Below are 19,569 nucleotides of genomic sequence, written 5' to 3' on the forward strand. Positions count from 1 at the left end.
AATCAAAGTAGATTGACTATTAATAATTTTTTTCATGATTTAAAGCAACATGCCATAAATGCCAAAAGAGAAAAAGTTCTTAGGTTACTTGTTTGAGTTACGTCTTTATATTTTTTCATATAAAACTATATAGTCACAAGCACCCATTCGAACAAAAATAAGTCTGATAATGTTAGGTACGGAGTAGATTGTCTGTGAACGATCTACATTATTACTCAAAATCAATTAGAGATATATTGCTATGTCCGAACTTAGTTATGATGTTACCCTATTTATCAGTCATGTTCTCAAATCCTTGCCTTTTCTTCTGTGGGGAATTATTGTTTCGAGTAGTTTATTGGCTTTTCTTGATGAACATCAATTCGTAGCCAAGTTACCGCAAAATCGAATTTTAGGGGCTATTGTCGGCAGTAGTTTGGGGATAATGATTCCTGTAGGACAATACGGTAATATTCCTGTAACACGGAGATTATTGTTACAAGGTGCTTCTATTCCCCTGTCTATCAGTTTTTTGATAGCTTCCCCGACGATTAATCCTTTTGTAATTTGGGTTAGTTGGGGAGTGCTTGGCAATTATCCAAGACTTCTTTTTTTACGAATTTTAGGGGCTTGGCTTATTGGTATTATTCTAGGATTAATTTTTAGTGCTTATGCTGATAAACCGTCTGGAAAATCCAGAAATCTATCTACCTTGGCAATTTACTCAACTTTACTTCACTCAGGTACTTTATTACGTTCCCGTAATACTCCCCAAACCCTCCATAGGACAGGGAGTTTAATTTATGAGTATAAAGCTAATTCAGCGATTCCTGACCATTTGTGGGGGCGATGCCTGTTGTTTTTGGATAATCTCATTAAAGAATTTCTTGAACTCGGTAGTATCCTCTTGTTGGGATGTGCGATAACTACCGTGGCTCAAGTTTTTCTACCTCAAGCACAGTTGCTAACATGGGGGCAAACTCCTGTAACTCAAATCCTAGTAATGTCCCTTTTGAGCTTGGTTCTATCCTTTAATTCTTTGTGTACTCCCTATTTTATTAATCCTCTGACTAATAAGTTTCTGTATGGGTCAAACTTGGTTTTTTTGTTATTAAGTTCTCTAATTAATCTTAAAAGTCTTAGCTTACTTTTCATGACGATACGCCCTAAAGCAGCAATGTATATATTGATTTTAACCGCACAATTAATGATTTTATTGTGTTTTGCCCTTAATTTTTATTTAAGCTAGAGTCAAAAAACTACATAAATTTTTAAATCAAAATATAAAATTTTCTTAATATCATAGATATATAATTTAGTATTTAAAACTAATTTTTTGTTGATCAAAATATTATATCAATAATTAAAGTTAGAAAAAAGCTTCTTTGATAGACAGCTTGTAAGGTTAACAAAAAGTTAAAAAAAGAACATTCTCCACCAGTTTATATCTGTATCGTTAACTCACAATAGCAGTAGCCAATCTAGATGCTTTAAAGTAAGTAAAAGATAGCCAGGCATCTAAATTAAAATTCAGTGCAACTCTAGACAATTTTGAGCAAAATGGTAATTTTTTGAACTACTAGAATTAGGTTACTATTATTATTTAGGTTTTTTAATCATTAAAGATAAAATAAACCGCTAAAATAGTAATGGCAAAATCTAATTATTAGAAGTATGCAAGTAAAACGTCAGAACGTTAGCCTTCTTGTAGAAGATAATGCAATGAGGGTCTATATTGCTCGTCCGGATCAGGAAGGAACTTTCCCGGGGATTCTATTCTATAGTGATATTTATCAGTTAGGAAGTCCTATCACTCGACTAGCCGACCATTTAGCTGGTTATGGTTTTGTCGTGGCTGCTCCAGAGATTTATTACCGTCAGTTATCTCTAGGGACTATCATTGAACCAACAGATCTTGGACGTATTCAAGGAAATGAGGCAGCCCGAAAAACCTCAATGAGTGAGTTTGACTGCGATATTTCCGCTCTTATTGATTTCTTAAGTAATTACGAAGCCGTTTCCTCGCAACAAATTGGGACGATGGGTTTTTGTATTGGTGGACATCTGGCTTGTCGTGCAGCGTTTAACCCCTTGGTTAAGGCATCGGTTTATGTTTACCCTACTGGAATTCACAATGGTAAGTTGGGACGAGAAAAGGCAAATACCCTTGCAAGGATAGGAGAGATTCAAGGAGAAGCCTTACTAATTTTTGGAACTTTAGATTCTCATATTCCAGAAGATGGCAGAGTTATCATTAAGCAAACCTTAAAAAAACAGAACATCCGCCATAAAATTTTGGAGTATCAAGCCAATCATACCTTTATGCGAGATGATGGTTATCGGTTTGATCCAGTGGCAACGGATGAAGTTTGGAAAGAGGTTATCACATTTTTCCAGCCTATTCTGTCCTGAATCCTGATATCAGGTTTTTTTTGAAATCAGCACGAAAAAAACTAACAAAAAGAATTAAGATAATCAGTCTTCAAATCTATAACATCACACATTATGGTTAGAGAACTGATAGGATGACAAGAATTTATATGCCGATATGCTGCCCATCCGACTCATATATAAATTAGATTCAGGAGTAGTTTTTTTATTTGCTATGCTAATTCAGAATGATAATAACCTATTTCCAATAGAATTCTAATACTATTTATCTTCTCTAAAAGATTTGGATATTTGGAAAAATTTAGAGGCTACTGATAGTTGTAAAGGATGATTATTATTTTTTATATAAGAAGTACGTTCGTAATCGATTATGATAAAGTCGATCAGCATTGGTTTATGCTCTCTTATAAGATTGTCTCTTCTACAGAAGACACAAATAGTTTTCTCGAACTCTTAAACACAGTAATCAAAAACAAGTATTTTTTGATTATAAAACGTCGAGATAAAGAGAAAGTTACTTTTATTACGGAATCTGAAATTATAAATGAGTCTAGTAGAAAACCTATGTCTTTTGAACTTCTTTCCTAAGGTCTGTTATTAACTGGATGCTCTTGAATAATTAAAGATTGGTAAAACTTCTCTCCATACATTTAATGAGCGGCTTCGGTAGTTAAGACTTGGGCAAAAAAGAAAAAATAATAAAGAAGCTATTTTGTTAGTTGTTTAATGATTTCTTGATTTCAGTTTAAATAAAATTAGGCATAGGTAGTTTTAATTAGTACTGAAAATAGTTAAAAAAATTTAAATTTACTAACAAAATCAATAAAAAAAATTACTATTTATTGGTAATAGAAAATAATTTAAATATATAAGTTATTATTATTTATCAACGAACAATTAATTGGTCTCAAATTTTATTTGATTTGGTCTCTAACTAAGACGTGAGTTTATTTTATATACTGTCACTTTTATTATGATTAATATTGAATATAAATTCGAGCATGAGTAGATGAGTTTCAAGAAGTGCAAAATAGCAAATCAGTTTTAAAAAAGTAATCATATGAATATCAGGGTGTCTAAAAATTCATCTAATAGTATTAGAAGTTCAAGAACTATCAAAGTTAAAAATTTGACTCGCGATCTAACTTCAAACAATTACTTGTCATTAGCAGAATTTAAAGTAAAAGTTAGTAGAACTGACTAGTAAAATTTTACTTTGTAAGCATTCTTTGATTGAAACGATTAACAACTCACTTAATGATATTTTTTATATCGAATATTTGAGATATAAAACTGTTTTATCCACTTTTTTTGTTCGACTAAGAGCTTAATACCTAGGTACCTAAAAAACTTTCTTTCGATTTAAGCTGGCAAGGTAAACTTACCTTGCCTCCTGTTTTCTTAAAAAGATTGTAATACTGATTGTAGCAGTTACTATTTCAGATAGACATAAACTTCTTCAAATTTTGACTTAGACATTAAAAATAATACATATGTTCTTTGAACCTGTCGAATTTATGTTTACTAAAACAGTTAGAATAGAAAACACTAATTAATGTAACATTAATAAAACTCTAATTATTTAATAAAAATAAAAAAATGATTTCATATTTTTTCATAAATTTATTTGAAGATAAATATTTAGAATAAATTGTTTGTTCACTTTTTTAATTATCAATAATTTTATTTAAGTAAATTTAATAATTCTTTTTCAGTCAATAAACTAACTCCTAGAATTAGAGCTTTTTTTAGTTTTATTCCTCCGTTTTTTCCAACAACTAAATAATCAGTTTTACGACTCACTGAACCTGTGACTTTCCCTCCTTCCTTCTCAATCAAATCCTTTGCTTCACTCCGTGTTAAAGTTTGTAATTTCCCCGTAATAACAAATATTTTATCTAAAACTTTGTTTTGTGTTGATTCTGTCTTTACTACTGAATGATAAGAAGTTTGTAACTGTAGTCCTGTGTCTTCTAACCTTTTAATTAAAGTTACATTTTCAGGGATATTAAACCAATCATAAATAGATTTAGCGATTTCTTTTCCTACTCCATAAACTGAATTTAAAGAGGCTACTGATGCTTGGGCTAATTGTTCTACAGTATGAAAATTATTAGCTAATAATTTAGCCGTAACATTACCAACATGGCGGATGCCCAACCCATAAAGAACTCGTGCCCAAGGTTGCTTTTTACTATTGTTAATAGCGGCAACCAAATTATAAGCAGATTTTAGACCTATGCGGTCTAAAATAGTTAGATTTTCAGGTGTTAAATCATACAAGTCGGCAATAGATTTAACTAACCCATTATTAACTAATAAAATAACAATTTTTTCCCCCAACCCTCGAATATCTAAGGCATCACGGGAAGCCCAATGAACTAAACTTCCCCGTAAAATAGCTGGACAGGAAATATGAATACACCGTGTTACGGCTTCTCCCAAAGGATGGACTAACATTGAACCACATTCAGGACAATGACTAGGCATTTCATAGGGTTCGCTATAAGGGGGGTGTAATTCCGGTAAAACTCGTAGGACTTCAGGAATAATTTCTCCCGCTTTACGAATAATAACTGTGTCCCCCACACGAATATTCAACTCAGTCAGGCGATCACGATTATGTAACGTTGCACGTTGAACAATGGTTCCTCCCAAATGGACGGGCTCCATAATTGCTATAGGAGTAACAGCCCCTGTCCTTCCCACATTAACAATAATATCCTTAACCATCGTGAGTGCTTCTTCGGCGGGATATTTGAGGGCGATTGCCCATCTGGGAAATTTTTTGGTAAATCCCAATTGTTTTTGTAGTCTAAAATTATTCAGTTTAACCACCACACCGTCAGTCATATAGGGTAAGTAGTGTCTGGCAGTTTCCCAATGACGAAAGTACTTAACAACGGCTTCTAAAGAGGGGCATAATTGGCGGTGAGGGTTAACTAAAAACCCCTGATTTTTTAACCATTCTAAAGACTCCCATTGACTATTTAACGGGTTGTTTTGAGGCAGATGTAAAGTATAAGCAAAAAATTGCAACCGTCGTTGATTCACTACGTTTGGATCTAACTGTCTGAGGGTTCCGGCGACAGCATTACGGGGGTTAGCAAAGGGGGTTTCTTTTACTTCTTCTCGCTCCATATTTAAGCGCTCAAATTCATCGAGAGGTAAAAAAGCTTCGCCACGAATTTCAACTATAGCAGAGGAATCATTGAAAGCTAATTTTAGTGGAATAGACCGAATAGTCCGTACATTTTGGGTAATATCCTCTCCTATTTTTCCATCACCTCTGGTAATTCCTTTAATTAACTGTCCATTTTTATAGGTTAAAGCTAATGCTGCTCCATCAATTTTTAATTCGCAAACATAGTCGATCTTTTCATTATTTCTGACTTCATAACGACTTTGCCAGCGTTCTTGCCACTTCCTTAATTCATCGAGGTTAAACGCATTGTCTAGACTATAAAGGGGTATATCATGGGGAATAGAAATAAATTGAGAAGTCGGTTTCTCTCCCACTCGTTGGGTAGGACTGTCGGGGGTAATGAGTGACGGATGTTGACTTTCAATATTTTGTAGTTCTCGATAGAGTTGATCATAAATTGAGTCCTCTATAATGGGTTTATCGAGGACATAATAAGCATAATTAGCTTTTTGTAATTCTTGTCGTAATTTCGTAACTCTCTGTTGTATTTCCGGCATTACCACCTTAATTATACCTCAAAATACTAAGACAAATAATTCTTCTAGACCAAGAATAATAACTCAGTAGCTAATAACTTCTAAAACTTTTATCATAACCGTATTCTATAATCACAAAAACTTAGTCTTTATAAAAATTAAGTTTTTGTGATTATTAGGAACCTTGCAAAGTAAGATTTTTAGCTTTTTTTTATAAAAATTTCGTGATAACCAGTCTGCAAAAACCACTGAATAAACAAAGGTTGCGTAAACAACCTTTGTTTATTCAGTGGTAAATAATAAAGTATTCCTTAACTACTAACTAACCCCGCGCAATTGCCAGTTGTTTGTCTTGTTTCATAACAATACATATCCGTCTAGGCTTTTTAATGGACATATTTCATATTCTACTCAAAAAGACAACAAATGACTAATTTAGTGATTATTTTCCCATTTTCTCTAATTAAGAAATGAAAGTCTGGACCAAGGCAACGCTTTAGGAGGCATCAAAGACTTATCAGTAGTAAGTGGGATTATTTATATCATTGTTCAGCCATCACCAGAACACAGATACTGCCTTGGGCGGAGGAAAACAAAGCAGTTATTGAAGAAGTAAATAACCGCTTTATTATTGAAAATTTTTATTTAAAAAGTCAATTGTTTCTTGGTAAGATTTGCTTTTATAACTTCAACATCCTATTATCTACCAATTATTTACTGAGACTGATGCATAAGTAATCTGTACTGCCATCATAACCGATACTCAGTAGTGGTTTTATAAGTTAACCTCAGTTTTGCTGATCCTTCAACCGGTACTAAACAAGCTTCGAAGCAATCACTCATCAGCGATTAATTCATTTCCCCTGAGCAGACTTGTATTTTATAATCTATCTTTACCTTCTGATTCAGGTCAAGTTAGGTGGGGAATTAATTATTAATTGAGGTTTTTTAGTTTGCAATATAAGGAATAAGGATATTGGGAGGTAATTAACAACTTACTCGATAAACCGGTCTAAAATAGCCTATAAGCAAAACAGTTCCCTAATTATTGTTACCAACAAACTAATAAAGAACAAATCCTCGTTGAACTGCCTTTTGTAGTTTTCGGTAACTTTTCAATAATTTTTAAAATCGGCTCGAAAATATTTGAACTCTACCGTGGATAATTTCGAGGACGGGATAATTTTGATAAACTTCTTGAGCATTGGTATATTTTAAACAGAAAGAAATGAGTATGATAACCATAACTAATCCAATTGATTTCTTTTTTAAAGGTTTATACACAGTTTTAATCAAATTTAAAACCATTGTGATTTTTAATAAATTCAACGAGAGTTAAAGGAAAAGTTTTGGTAGTAGAGAAAATTGTAATCACTTGTTTTATATCAATCTATAATGATGATGGATGTTAAATAATTTAAGTATCGACAGTTTAAGTATCGACGAGATTTAAAATTATAGTCGTTACTTCTAACGTCTAAGTCAAAATACTACAAAGTAGACAATTGTATAAATAATAACTTCTAATAATCAAGACTACAATAGTTATTTAAAAACAGTAGAAAATAGAACCAGTCTACTTCCTGATCTTCAATCGAGAGAAGTTTTTTCTAGATAACTAAGTATAACTATATTTACTAACTTTTAATTTATATTCTGTTGATGGCAAGTTCTTGTTTATCAATATTTTCAAAGAGTTTGTTAGCAATGTGTTCTTGGTCCCTAAATAATTTGCCAATCAAATCTTGCCATAACTAATCACAAACAGGTTGATAGTCGTCTACGTCTGGAGCTAATTTAAAAGTCAATATTCACCGCGGTCGTTTATGATTTAATTGAGTTTAAATCCCTAATGCCACACCACAGGACTTTGGAGCTATCTAAACTAGGCATCCAAAAACTTAGTTTATCCTACTGCGAATCTGATTTTACTCCTATAGGAGTAAAATCAGTCAAGCTAATCCCTGTAATTTATTCTTTGTGAGTTCATAAAAAATAGTACATTGATATTGCTGAAAAGAGCATAAGCTCAGCAAGCTAATTATAGCAATAATAGCTAATTAAACCAGAAAATACTTTTTTGCAAGGGGGAAGAACCTGTAATATATAAAATTTTTTAAAAGTTTAGTATTCAGACCCAGAAAAAACTATTTTTATATTTATATTTCTGCCTCTTCTCAAAAGAGAATGTAATCTTTTTTCTCTTTCATGTAGCCCATTTTTATGGATAAAACCTACAACTTTTTAAGGAAACAAATTGATATAATATTTGAGTTCATACCTAGCAGATTAATTTCCCACTAGAATACGAGGGTATCTATACTAACTTTAGCTAGTAAGGAATCTAATTCTTCAACAATTTGATTGCTAGTCCGGAAATAAGTACTGTGAGTATTCTAGACATGTCCCGCTCGAGCATGAATAAAAACTCGTCTCAATCCAGCCAATTCATTCATCGGTAAATAGCCTTTCAATCCCCCTAAACTAGGGTCTAAAAGATAATTATACTTCCCATCTTATCACTCAACAATGTAGTGAAACTTACATATATTAATCAATTTACCAGGTATAAATCTCGTTCTTTTAATCAACAAGCTATCCTCTGATAAAAAGCCGTATAAATAAAGCTATTACAAATTATCGGTTAACAAAAATATTTGACAGGTGTCTGTTTATAGTTTTTATCAAAGAAAACCCTAAATTGATGAAGGAACCAAGACTCCTAAAGCGTGCGGGATCACCCGAAATGCAGCCGGAGTTTTGCTAGTAATTTCTCCATCGGTATTAATGGAATGGGATTTACGAGTATAAATTTCCATTGTTTCTCCTTCAATAGTTCGTACCCACGGTAATACACCATGTTGTCCTTGAGGAAGTCGCCATAGCAGAGGGAATATTTGCCACCAATAGTTCAGTTCCAGACTATAGAGATCTAATCTTTGGTCATCGATAGTTGCATCCTTGGCGATGGCCATCCCGCCTCCATAAAATCGCCCGTTACCTACCGCAATCTGAATGGTTTTCACACGGACCGATTTGTCATTAACCACAATTTCAGCATTAAAAGGACGAGTTTGTCCAATCACTTGCAACGCAGTCATGGCGTAAGCCAAAACGCCCCAACGGCGTTTCGCGCCTTTCGATAACTTGCCAGTTATCTCTACACTTAGCCCTAGACTTGCTACGTTAAAAAAATGTTTCCCATTGACGCAACCGAGATCAATATACTTAAGTTGACCTTGAGCGATTACCCGGCACGCCGGCTCAACTGCTAGGGGAATTCTCAGGGTACGAGCTAGATCATTAGCAGTTCCTAAAGGTAAAATTCCCAAAGGCAGTTTCATCTCCACTAAACTATCCACTATTGCATTTAAGGTTCCATCTCCTCCCCCTACAATCACCAAATCTATGGTATCTCTGTAACGGCGCACTAATTGAGGCATATACTCAGGACTTTTAACTGGAACAGTAATTAACTCAAAACCTAGGTCATTTAAGACATCCACTGCATGAGCGAAGCTGTTTCGACCTTTGCGAGCATGGCGATTAATTAGTAGTAATGCCCGTTTTGTCATGAGTTAGGGCTGAGTTAGTGAATTATTAATAGTTTATAGTAATTCTATTCCCAGACGAATGTCTAAATCAGACAATGTATATTCAAAAACAGAAATTACACTCCATTACAACACTGTTGAGTAGACAGTAATTTACACTACAATCCGGTAAATCATCATTTTTACATCAATTACCTAGCGATATTTTCTCGACAAAAAATCACTTATTTTTTATACTTTACTTATGAAAGAGTAACTCCTGTTATAAGCAAAATACGGAACTAGTTGAAAAGTTACCGTACTGATTTTTTGAAAAGTTGAGAATTTTTATTTAAGTGTCATTGCGGTTAAAACTTGATTTAATTTTCCACTGCGATAACCTTCCAGGTCTAGGGTAACATACGTAAAACCATAGTTCTGAAATTGAGTGACTAATTGAGATAAATTAGCAGTAAGAACAAATTCTTTGATTTGGTCTGGGAATAATTCAATTTTAGCCGTATCTCCTTGGGAACGGACCCGAAAATTTTTGTAGCCCAACTTGCGTAAGTAAATCTCTGCCCGTCCGACCCGTTGTAGTTTACTAACCGTAATTTCTTCTCCATAAGGAAAGCGGGAACTTAAGCAAGGTTGAGCGGGTTTGTCCCACCAAGGAAGCCCTAATTCTTTGGATAATTGCCGAACATCAGCTTTAGTGATACCCACTTCTGCAAGAGGTGATCGCGCTCCTCGTTCTTTAGCTGCTTTAATCCCAGGACGATAATCGTAAATATCATCAGCATTTACTCCATCGACTACGTAGGGATATCCTCTCTGTAAAGCTAGGGGTTTCAAAGTATTGAAGAGTTCACTTTTACAGAAATAGCAACGGTCAATGAGGTTGGTAGTATAATTAGGATTGTTCATTTCGTGAGTTTCTACCCACTCATGAGCGATGCCGATGACAGCTGCTTGAATTTTGGCATCTTCTAACTCTTCAGGGAGTAAAGAAGGAGAGACTGCCGTTATCGCCAAAGTACATTCACCTAACACATCATAGGCCACTTTAGCGACTAAAGTACTATCAACACCTCCAGAATAGGCAATTAATACTCGTTCCATCTGACTAAAAATGCTTTTAATTTGTCTTAATTTTGCTTCAATTATCGCCATGATATTTTTACTGTTAAACTATTGTCTATTTTCTAGGTTAATTGGTAACTAGATAGTAGGACAACTTTCTTTTTCGATTTCAGAAGTTAAGTATAAGATCTCCTTCATAAAAATTGAGCCAAATTACATTACACGATACCTTGTTTATTTATGATGACGACTCGGGTAACTTTGAATTGATTGGAAGGGTTAAAATAGCTTTCTTATATCTTCTCTTTATAATAAGAATATCTGTATCAATATACAAGTTAATATAGTTTAGGCTAGACTTCACTTTCATAAGTATTTACTTTTTCGGTAAGTTTAACAGCATTAATATTACACAGCAGATTTAGAAAATTTGTTTAATTTAACGCTGAGCTACCATACGAAAACTGGTACTATCCCCAATATCAACAATTAAGGATAGTCAATATTGCCAAGACTAATACGTAAAGAGTACAAATTTTAATTCTCAATTATCGCCTTATCTTAATAAGGAACAATAATTATTGTATAGAAATACACTATTTTTTTTACTTAAGTTAAAATGTAATAATTTCAACATTTCTATTTAATTTATCCCTATAGCGTAAAATACTTAACTTAGTTTAATGAATAAGATTCTAGATTTAGAAAACCTCATTATTACCAGTTGTCAGATCTTAAATTAGATAGGAATAATTTTATTAAGCAAAAAACTAGACTTAACAACAATTTATATTGACTACAGTTTAACCAGAAAAAATCTTTATTGAAATAGTCAATTAATTATCAGAAATTTGCATTGAGCAGATAAAGCCGTCTATCTCAAGATAGATCGTCGTTAAATGAGATTTAATCAATATGTTTCCACTTTAACATAAGAGTCAGCTTTGTTAAAAATAAAAAGGAATATAGGGAATATTGAATGGGATTTTTATTTAAATTTTAAAAAAATAAATACCTTAATAATCTAATTATAAATAAACAAATATCAGGATTAAATACAAAATATATTGTTATTTATTTTGATACTAAAAAAGTAAAAAATAAAAGATTATAGAGAATAAATCAACTAATCAGGTTTAACTAACTTGTTAGTTGTATCTAAATAGCTGTGTATTTTAGGGCTTTAAACTAGAAAAGTAATTATCTATTTAAGCTAATTAGAAGGAAAGATTATTAATTAAGAAATTTCGTAAATTTATGAATTTTAAATTTCTTAAATCTGTATTTAACTAGTTGATTATACCTCACCAACTATGTATAAATAGATAATGTTGTACTTTAACTATAGAATATAAATATACTTAGCTCTTATATACTGAGTTTAATAAGTTAGCAGGGGAAATACTAGTTTAATAAAACTAGTATTTTAAAATTATCAAAGTTAGTTAGTCTATAAACTTGTCTTTTTTTTAAAAATTATTTTTTAAGTAATTTTTCTACTACTTCTTGGAGATTATATTGTTAAAATAAGCTACAGTTTTGTTAATTTATCCACTTATTTTATTGATTTTTTTTAAAAAATATTGATAAGCAGTTTATGTTTTTTATAAAAATATATAGAAAGTTTTATTACTCGTTATTCTAGCCATAGAATGTCTACTCTTTACTAAAAGAATACCTTATTTATATTTTAGCTTTTTTCTTGGGCAAAGAATATTTACCATGAGTTGCACCAGCTAGTTATTTCTCTTTCTTATTATTAATTTTTTTTTACTGCTCTTTTTTTAGATTTTTTTAGCAGACTTTTATTTTATCTATTTTAGATTAGAAAATCTTACTGCTACTATTTGACGAGAGTTTGGAAGCATCTCTTTGATTACATTTTTATATGATATCCACAATCTATACCAACTTATTCCATTTTACTCAACTACTCTAAACCTAAACTAAAAAAATATTCTGACCATCACTTCTTTATCTATTTTGTCTCAAAAGGCAATTAGTTTTTAACTTTAAAGATATACTAAAATTGCCGCATAATTTACTTTTTTTATCTAACTTGTGCCCATAGTTGTGACAAAAATTATCTAGATACTATTCCGTATTTTATAAAAAAAAATCACTAAATTAGTCAGTTTAACAAACTTATATAAACTCTCAACAATTAAAAATAAATAGTAAGTCATGGGGATTGATTCTAGTGTTACTAATGCTAATTACCTGCATTAGTTTAACCAGATGGCAAACTCAGGGGTGAAGATTTAAATCTTTTGGCAGAAATTTGATAGAAATTCATTTTTAGCGGGGATATCGTTTCATTAACTCTCGGACTTGTTCAGCATGGTAAGAACTGCGGGTCAAAGGAGAAGACACCACTTGTAAAAATCCGATAGATTCGCCAAATTTGCGCCATTCATCAAATTGAGTTGGGTTAATAAAAGTGTAAATGTCTAAATGTCTAGGAGAAGGTTGTAGATACTGTCCAAGAGTAAGAATATCACAGTCAACCTGGCGTAAATCTACCATAACTTGACGAATTTCTTCATCGGTTTCCCCGAAACCTACCATGAGGCCAGATTTTGTATAAATTCGGGGGGTCAATTTTTTAGTCTGTTGCAAAAGTTGGAGTGATCGTTGATAATCTCCTTGGGGGCGAACCCGTCGATATAAACGGGGGATAGTTTCTGTATTATGGTTAAGCACTTCCGGTTGAGCTTTTAGAATGATGGCTAAACTTTTCCAATCACCACATAGATCAGGGATAAGTACTTCAATAGTTGTCCTTGGAGAAATCTTCCGAATTTCTTCGACACAGCGTACAAATTGAGAAGCACCTCCATCAGGCAAATCATCTCGGTCAACTGAGGTTATTACCACATGATTAAGGTTAAGACGTTTTACCGCTTCAGCCAAGTTTATGGGTTCAAGGGGATCTAAAGCTTTAGGTTCTTTCTCAAAGTCAATGTTACAATAAGGGCAAGCACGGGTACAAGTTTGCCCCATGATCAAAAAAGTGGCGGTAAATGCATTGAAACACTCCCCGATATTAGGACAAGATGCTTCTTCACAAACAGTATTAAGTTCTAGATCTCGTAATATTTCCTTGACACTGCCAACTCGTTGCCATTGAGGAGCTTTCACTCTTAACCATTCTGGTTTAGCCTTCACGTCCTATTTACTCCTGTGATAGTATTATCCATATTCAGTGTATCCCAAAGAATATGGTAGTATAGGTCAAGAGATCTATCGCCTACGGGATGTAGCGCAGCTTGGTAGCGCACTTCGTTCGGGACGAAGAAGCCGCTGGTTCGAATCCAGTCATCCCGATTTGTTGTATGTATTGATGCATTTTTAGATTAAATGTCATGATTCATAATTTGTTGTCTATCTTTAATACTTTAGTGTTGTTACTTGTACGGAAGTTTTACATGTACAGAAAACATTAGTAAAACAACTGAAGTTCTTTTACTTGAGACTTAGATTATTCATATAATTGTGTCAAGGCTCGGCGATAGGATTTTATTTTCCTATAAATGGAATCTAATTCTTTAGAATCAAAACAATTTCAATTAATAAATTATGATTTATCATATCGAAAAATTACATAGTAACGACAACTTCTGTTACTTTATAGTTTTTTAAAAAACTTCTCTGATAAGATTCAAATCTTCTTAAGTTTCTCTGAACAAATATTTTAATTCATATTTTTTTCTGAGTAAGGGTTTATTGGTACTTTGACGATAAATCTTTAAATACTCAGCAAAAAGTAAAAAAATATATACTTTAATTCTCATAGTAGATAATGCTTCTATTTATTCAGGCTAAATTTGGTTATTGGAGGTTTACTCTGAATGATTACGATTTTTCTCCTTGTTATAGAAATCATAACATTTTTGTTTTAAAGTTTCGTCACAAGAATAACAACCACAATTTTGTATCAATGCTACCTTAAAGAAGGACTCAACAAATGATTAGTTTAATCTAATGGTTATCTCGAAGTTGAGGAGCTTTAATCTTGATAGAGCGCTAATAGAGCGGTCTTTTAAGATAATTTCCACCGACGTTGTCATAGACAGCACTGAAGGAAAAAGATAATTGCAAGCGTCGTTTCATCTATATTATGAGGATTTATGAACAATTCCCATCCGTCTTTTAATTGTACAAGTGCAGAATTAGAAAAAGTAGCTATCAATCGATTGCGCAAATTGATTAGATTATTACCTTATCAATGCCGGATTTTTCGAGAATCTTGGGAGTCTTCGACAGTTATATGTCTAGATTGTGGTCAATGTCCTGATTTCCTCAACGAATTGTCTTCCTCTGAAGAGAAGATTATTCAAGCGATTAAACAATTAGGATTAGCTAACACAGTCTTATTTCGTATGGGAAATAAGTTAATCGGATGGAAAACAATCACCTCGTCACAATCAACTTAAAAGTTTTAGGAATATGAAATGAGGGAAGATTTTAATCACTATCAACATGAAGTTGAAAAGTACTTCAACTTTTTCATTGGAGAAGCGCGAGCCGCTTGGGATTTCTTTACGTCCAAGCCACTATAGGTGTATTAGGAAATTTCGTTAGAATCGGTATAGGGAAAAGTTCCATTATCGGCGCGTTTCATTTATAGATTTAATAAAACTGTTGTTCTTGTCGACATTGACAAAACAATAAATGCTAAACAGATGATCAAAATTTTTAGAAGGCTCTGAAGTAACAAAGTTTATCGGCAAATCTTGCTGGTTTCCTCAATCTAAAATTTTTGCGAATATGTTTATTGTGCACTAATTCAGTATTGATGGCGATCACTCTTACTTTTTTACAAGAACAGATTTAGAGATTCCAACAAAAATGCTCGGTAAATGGAGATTGCTTTACCTAGATTATTTTTAAAATCAATAGTCTTCATATTTGGCTACATCAATTTACCGTTTCCTTTTATCTTCTATACAGTCGATCATACTTTGTATCAAGATTTAGTTTAATCTGCAAATACTTGCCGACCTATATGAAGTCACTTAAAATATCAGTTACGTTTACAAAAACATCTGATGCAAACGGTTTTGATTGTGGTGATAATATTAATTATGTTGTTTTTAATCTCTATAAACTTTGTGATATGTTGAAATAATTTGTTTAAAACGTTTAGAATAAAGCCTTTCTATACTTGCTACCAATTATTAATTAATAATTTTATTAAAATAAATAAATCTATTTTTTAAAACTAAAAACACAAAAAAATATTAAACCTAAGTTGGTGTTTAAATAAATAGATTTTTTATGTTTATAAAAAATCTATTTATTGGTAGTAAACCTGCCAAAAGTAATTTTCTTAAAATAAAAAGATATAGAAAAATAGTGGTTTAAATTAGATTTAATTTTACTTTTTTTACCTAAAAACACGGAAGATAACAAAATAAATAATTACAATTAATATTGTGTTTAATGGCAAAAATAATTTTTGATTATTAAGGTCTAATTAATAATTGTGCTCGACAAAATAACTGACTATCTCCTAAACTCAAGGACTCAATTACCACATCTGGTCCTAAATCTAATTCTAATTTATCTAAAGAATCATCAATTAATTCCGATAGTCCTTCCATCTTAAGGACGATTAACCGTAAACTTTGTGAGGAAATTAATTCTAATTTTCCATCAATAATAATCCGTGTAGATGCCTCATTTTTAGCAACTAAGCCTTGCAGCGAAAAATTTAACTTACTTAAGGTTACCCCCTGCCAGGTAATTTCATAATGATCTAAAATCTGCCGAGGATCACTAACCCCTTGATGTGCTAGTAAAGCAACCAATAATTCTTGAAAAGCATTACCCAATAAAGAAGAAGTTAAAGATGCTTGTAAATCGTTTTCAGTTAATTTAACTTCCCCCAAAATTTGGATTGGTTCAAGTAATTTCAAAGGTTTTCCTTTAATCATTTGACCAATATTGATGCGGATATTTTTACCTGTAATATCTGCTTGTCCTAAATGTAATCCTTGATAAATCACATCCTTAGTATTAAGAATAATTCCTGGAATATACCCTCCTAAAATTTGAGCATCACTTCCTTGAATCTTCATTTGTAGGGTATCTACGTGGTTGACTTGGGAACGCAACCATAATTGAACTGCAGGAGAGAGAACTTTACTGATAATATTGCTGGGTTGACGAATCCACATAATAACCGATTAAATCTCTTAGTACCGATTTCTTGTTATAACGCAATAACTCAGTTAAGGATAGCTAAATGAACAATTCCATCACCCTGATTAACCAAAGGATTCTGAGTATATCCAATCACGATCCCATTAACACTGGCACGAACCTTGATGCTACTTTCACCAAAAGCGTCGGCAATAATTCCCAACTTCTGCTTTTTCAGCACTTTTTCCCCTAACGTTACCTCTAAGCGAAAAATCCCACTACGGGATGCTCGTATCCACTTAGATTTATCTACTTCTATTGACTTGACTGGATTTTTGTGCACAAAAAACTGATACATTTCCAAATACTCCATAACTCGCTCAATTCCTTCGACTCCCATCCGAATAGCCTCTTTATCAAATCGTAAAGCTTCACCTCCTTCGTAGAGTAGGATCGGGATACCTCTTTTCGTTGCTGCTTGTCTTAGGGAACCATCACGAGTCATCGCGTGTACGAGTAAGGGTGCGCCAAATGCCTGAGCGCAGCGACGGGTTTCTGAATCTTGGAGGTTAGCGCGAATCTGAGGGAGATTAGTCCTGTGCATAGAAGCAGTATGTAAATCGATACCGTATGTACTGCGGCTAACAATCTCTTTCATAAATAAGTATGCTAAGCGTGAAGCAAGAGAACCATTTTTAGAGCCGGGAAATGAGCGATTTAGATCTCTTCTGTCGGGTAAATACCGAGACTGTCCAATTAAACCGAAGACATTAACAATAGGTACAGCAATTAAGGTGCCGCTTAATAGTTTTGGCTCAACATTTTCAACTACCTGACGGATAATTTCTACCCCATTGAGTTCATCTCCATGAATAGCCGCACTGAGCCAAAGTTTAGGTCCTGAGTTTAAGCCATTGATTACTGTAATAGGGAGAGAAACCCAAGTTTGGGTAGGTAAGCGAGCAATAGGAAGTTCTAGACGACGACATTCTCCCGGTGTGATCGCCTCTCCTGCAATTTCAATAAGTTCTGACTTCAAATTTTCTGTCAATTTTGACCTCTTAATATTGGATGCGACCACGGTTTTTTCCCGAGGTGGTATTTTTTGCCAAAAATTCTATAATTTTTCCTGCTACGTCTATCTCTGTTGCCTTTTCAATTCCTTCTAACCCTGGGGAAGAGTTGACTTCCATTACCACCGGACCTCGATTAGAATTAATCATATCTACCCCAGCAATTCTCAACCCCATTGCTCTAGCAGACCGTACGGCAGTACCCCGTTCTTCTGGGGTTAATTTAATTTTCTCGGCCTTCCCTCCTCGGTGTAGGTTTGAGCGAAATTCCCCATCTGCGCCTTGTCGTTTCATCGACGCAACTACTTTGTCTGCGATAACAAAACAGCGAGTATCTGCGCCCCCAGCTTCCTTAATAAATTCTTGTACTAAGATATTGGCATCCAATTTCCGGAACGCTTCAATAACTGACTTAGCAGCTTGGTGGGTTTCAGCCAATACCACGCCAATTCCTTGGGTGCCTTCTAGCAATTTAATTACCAGAGGTGCGCCGCCGACAATCTCAATTAAGCCATCAACATCTGTGGTAGCATGAGCGAAACCAGTAACAGGTAATCTAACTCCTTCGCGAGCAAGAATTTGTAAGCAACGGAGTTTATCCCTAGAGCGGGCAATGGACTGGGATTCGTTGGCACTAAAGACTCCCATCAACTCAAACTGTCTTACCACTGCAGTTCCATAGAATGTCCTTGATGCACCAATGCGGGGAATAATTGCGTCAAAGTTTTCCAGAGGTTGACCTTGATAAACTACTGAAGGTTTGTGAGATGCAATGTTCATGTAACAACTTAGGTAATTGACAACATGCATTTCGTGTCCCCTCTCTTCTCCAGCTTCTATAAGACGCTTGGTAGAATAAAGAGAGGCATCTTGAGATAAAATAGCTATTCTCATCTTGTTTTCCTCAGAAACTTTGCATAAATAATCTTTCTGCGTTCACTATAAGGCGTCTTCACATTGACTGACAGCTCAACAGCATCCGAAAACTCATCACATCTCAATTAGTTAAGGTCAGTTCAATAAGCCATTGCTAATCCCCCAATTTCACTATTGTCTCAATTACGACCCGTGATTGAGGATGTCCTGTCGAACTTCTGACTTTTCTATGTTCTAACAGTTAAACTCAACTTCGGCACTGACAGTTCATATGGACTTTGAATTAACCCATTTCTCTTTAATTTTGAGTAAAAGTTGTAATAGCAAAAGTATGTGGGGTAGAAAACCAGGGTTTTGTAAATTTTTACCTTAATTGTCCTAATTATCAGCGATTGGTGTCCTTGATAAACCATTAATATTTCTCCTCGATAATCTGGTTTGCTCAATCTGTAATTCTTAATTGTGAGAATGATAATGGTTTTAGATGTCATTTTTCAAGAAATCTGATAGTGGTTTATGCCCAAACTAGTTTTCTAGATCTAACAACAGCTTAATCTTCCCTTAGATCGAGGATTAGATAATGACAGAAAACAGTCTAGAGCGCCATCAACTCTATAATAGAGAGGTTATTGTTATTTAGGTACGTTCAGAACTCCATAGTGTGATCGCTAGTAACTCAATTGATTTATTTAGTATGTTTGCTCAAAGATATAGATTTTTATTTGTATAAAAGTGATTTTCGAGTTGTGATTGAGGAATATCAATGTAAGACTTATGCTGATTTAATTGTTGTTAACAACTTCCCA

Annotated in this window: 10 protein-coding genes and 1 tRNA gene; 4 read left to right on the forward strand and 7 right to left on the reverse strand. The window is 33.5% G+C overall.

Features of this window, described 5'->3' with window-relative positions:
* Positions 1-241 precede the first annotated feature (241 nt).
* Both RGRSB_RS08190 and RGRSB_RS08195 read left to right on the forward strand, forming a co-directional pair.
* Positions 242-1,228, forward strand: coding sequence for a permease (locus RGRSB_RS08190; RefSeq protein WP_119260621.1), 987 nt, complete (start codon positions 242-244; stop codon positions 1,226-1,228).
* A 425-nt stretch (positions 1,229-1,653) separates the two neighbouring features.
* Entirely contained in the window at positions 1,654-2,391 is a 738-nt protein-coding gene (locus RGRSB_RS08195; protein WP_119260622.1) for a dienelactone hydrolase family protein, read from the forward strand.
* A 1,662-nt stretch (positions 2,392-4,053) separates the two neighbouring features.
* Here the strand turns inward: RGRSB_RS08195 and ligA are convergent.
* The 4 genes from ligA to lipA form a co-directional block, all read right to left on the reverse strand.
* Positions 4,054-6,072 carry an NAD-dependent DNA ligase LigA gene (gene ligA, locus RGRSB_RS08205; RefSeq protein ID WP_119260624.1) on the reverse strand — a complete coding sequence of 673 codons (2,019 nt, stop codon included), beginning with the start codon at positions 6,070-6,072 and terminating at the stop codon, positions 4,054-4,056.
* 2,675 nt (positions 6,073-8,747) lie between these two features.
* A complete protein-coding gene (locus RGRSB_RS08210) occupies positions 8,748-9,626 on the reverse strand; it encodes a lipid kinase (RefSeq protein WP_119260625.1) in 879 nt (292 codons plus the stop codon).
* Between the two features lie 306 nt (positions 9,627-9,932).
* Positions 9,933-10,757: an ATP-dependent sacrificial sulfur transferase LarE gene (gene larE / locus RGRSB_RS08215; RefSeq protein WP_420822988.1), complete on the reverse strand. Its 825-nt coding sequence runs from the start codon at positions 10,755-10,757 to the stop codon at positions 9,933-9,935.
* A 2,208-nt stretch (positions 10,758-12,965) separates the two neighbouring features.
* Positions 12,966-13,835: a lipoyl synthase gene (gene lipA, locus RGRSB_RS08220; protein ID WP_119260626.1), complete on the reverse strand. Its 870-nt coding sequence runs from the start codon at positions 13,833-13,835 to the stop codon at positions 12,966-12,968.
* A gap of 85 nt (positions 13,836-13,920) precedes the next feature.
* Between lipA and RGRSB_RS08225 the strand changes: the two genes are divergently transcribed.
* Together RGRSB_RS08225 and RGRSB_RS08230 are read left to right on the forward strand one after the other, a co-directional pair.
* Positions 13,921-13,994, forward strand: a tRNA-Pro gene (locus tag RGRSB_RS08225).
* Between the two features lie 803 nt (positions 13,995-14,797).
* A complete protein-coding gene (locus RGRSB_RS08230; RefSeq protein WP_119260627.1) occupies positions 14,798-15,103 on the forward strand; it encodes a hypothetical protein in 306 nt (101 codons plus the stop codon).
* Positions 15,104-16,135: 1,032 nt separating this feature from the next.
* Here RGRSB_RS08230 and RGRSB_RS08235 read toward each other — a convergent pair.
* The 3 genes from RGRSB_RS08235 to rimK are packed head-to-tail and all read right to left on the reverse strand — an operon-like array spanning position 16,136 to position 18,781.
* Entirely contained in the window at positions 16,136-16,849 is a 714-nt protein-coding gene (locus RGRSB_RS08235; RefSeq protein ID WP_119260628.1) for an LmeA family phospholipid-binding protein, read from the reverse strand.
* Positions 16,850-16,899: 50 nt separating this feature from the next.
* Positions 16,900-17,895 carry a succinylglutamate desuccinylase/aspartoacylase family protein gene (locus RGRSB_RS08240; RefSeq protein ID WP_420822989.1) on the reverse strand — a complete coding sequence of 332 codons (996 nt, stop codon included), beginning with the start codon at positions 17,893-17,895 and terminating at the stop codon, positions 16,900-16,902.
* Positions 17,876-18,781: a 30S ribosomal protein S6--L-glutamate ligase gene (gene rimK, locus RGRSB_RS08245; protein WP_119260629.1), complete on the reverse strand. Its 906-nt coding sequence runs from the start codon at positions 18,779-18,781 to the stop codon at positions 17,876-17,878. The genes RGRSB_RS08240 and rimK overlap by 20 nt, the downstream gene beginning before the upstream one ends.
* Positions 18,782-19,569: the final 788 nt, after the last annotated feature.

Source organism: cyanobacterium endosymbiont of Rhopalodia gibberula, from assembly GCF_003574135.1.
Taxonomy (GTDB): Bacteria; Cyanobacteriota; Cyanobacteriia; order Cyanobacteriales; family Microcystaceae; genus Rippkaea.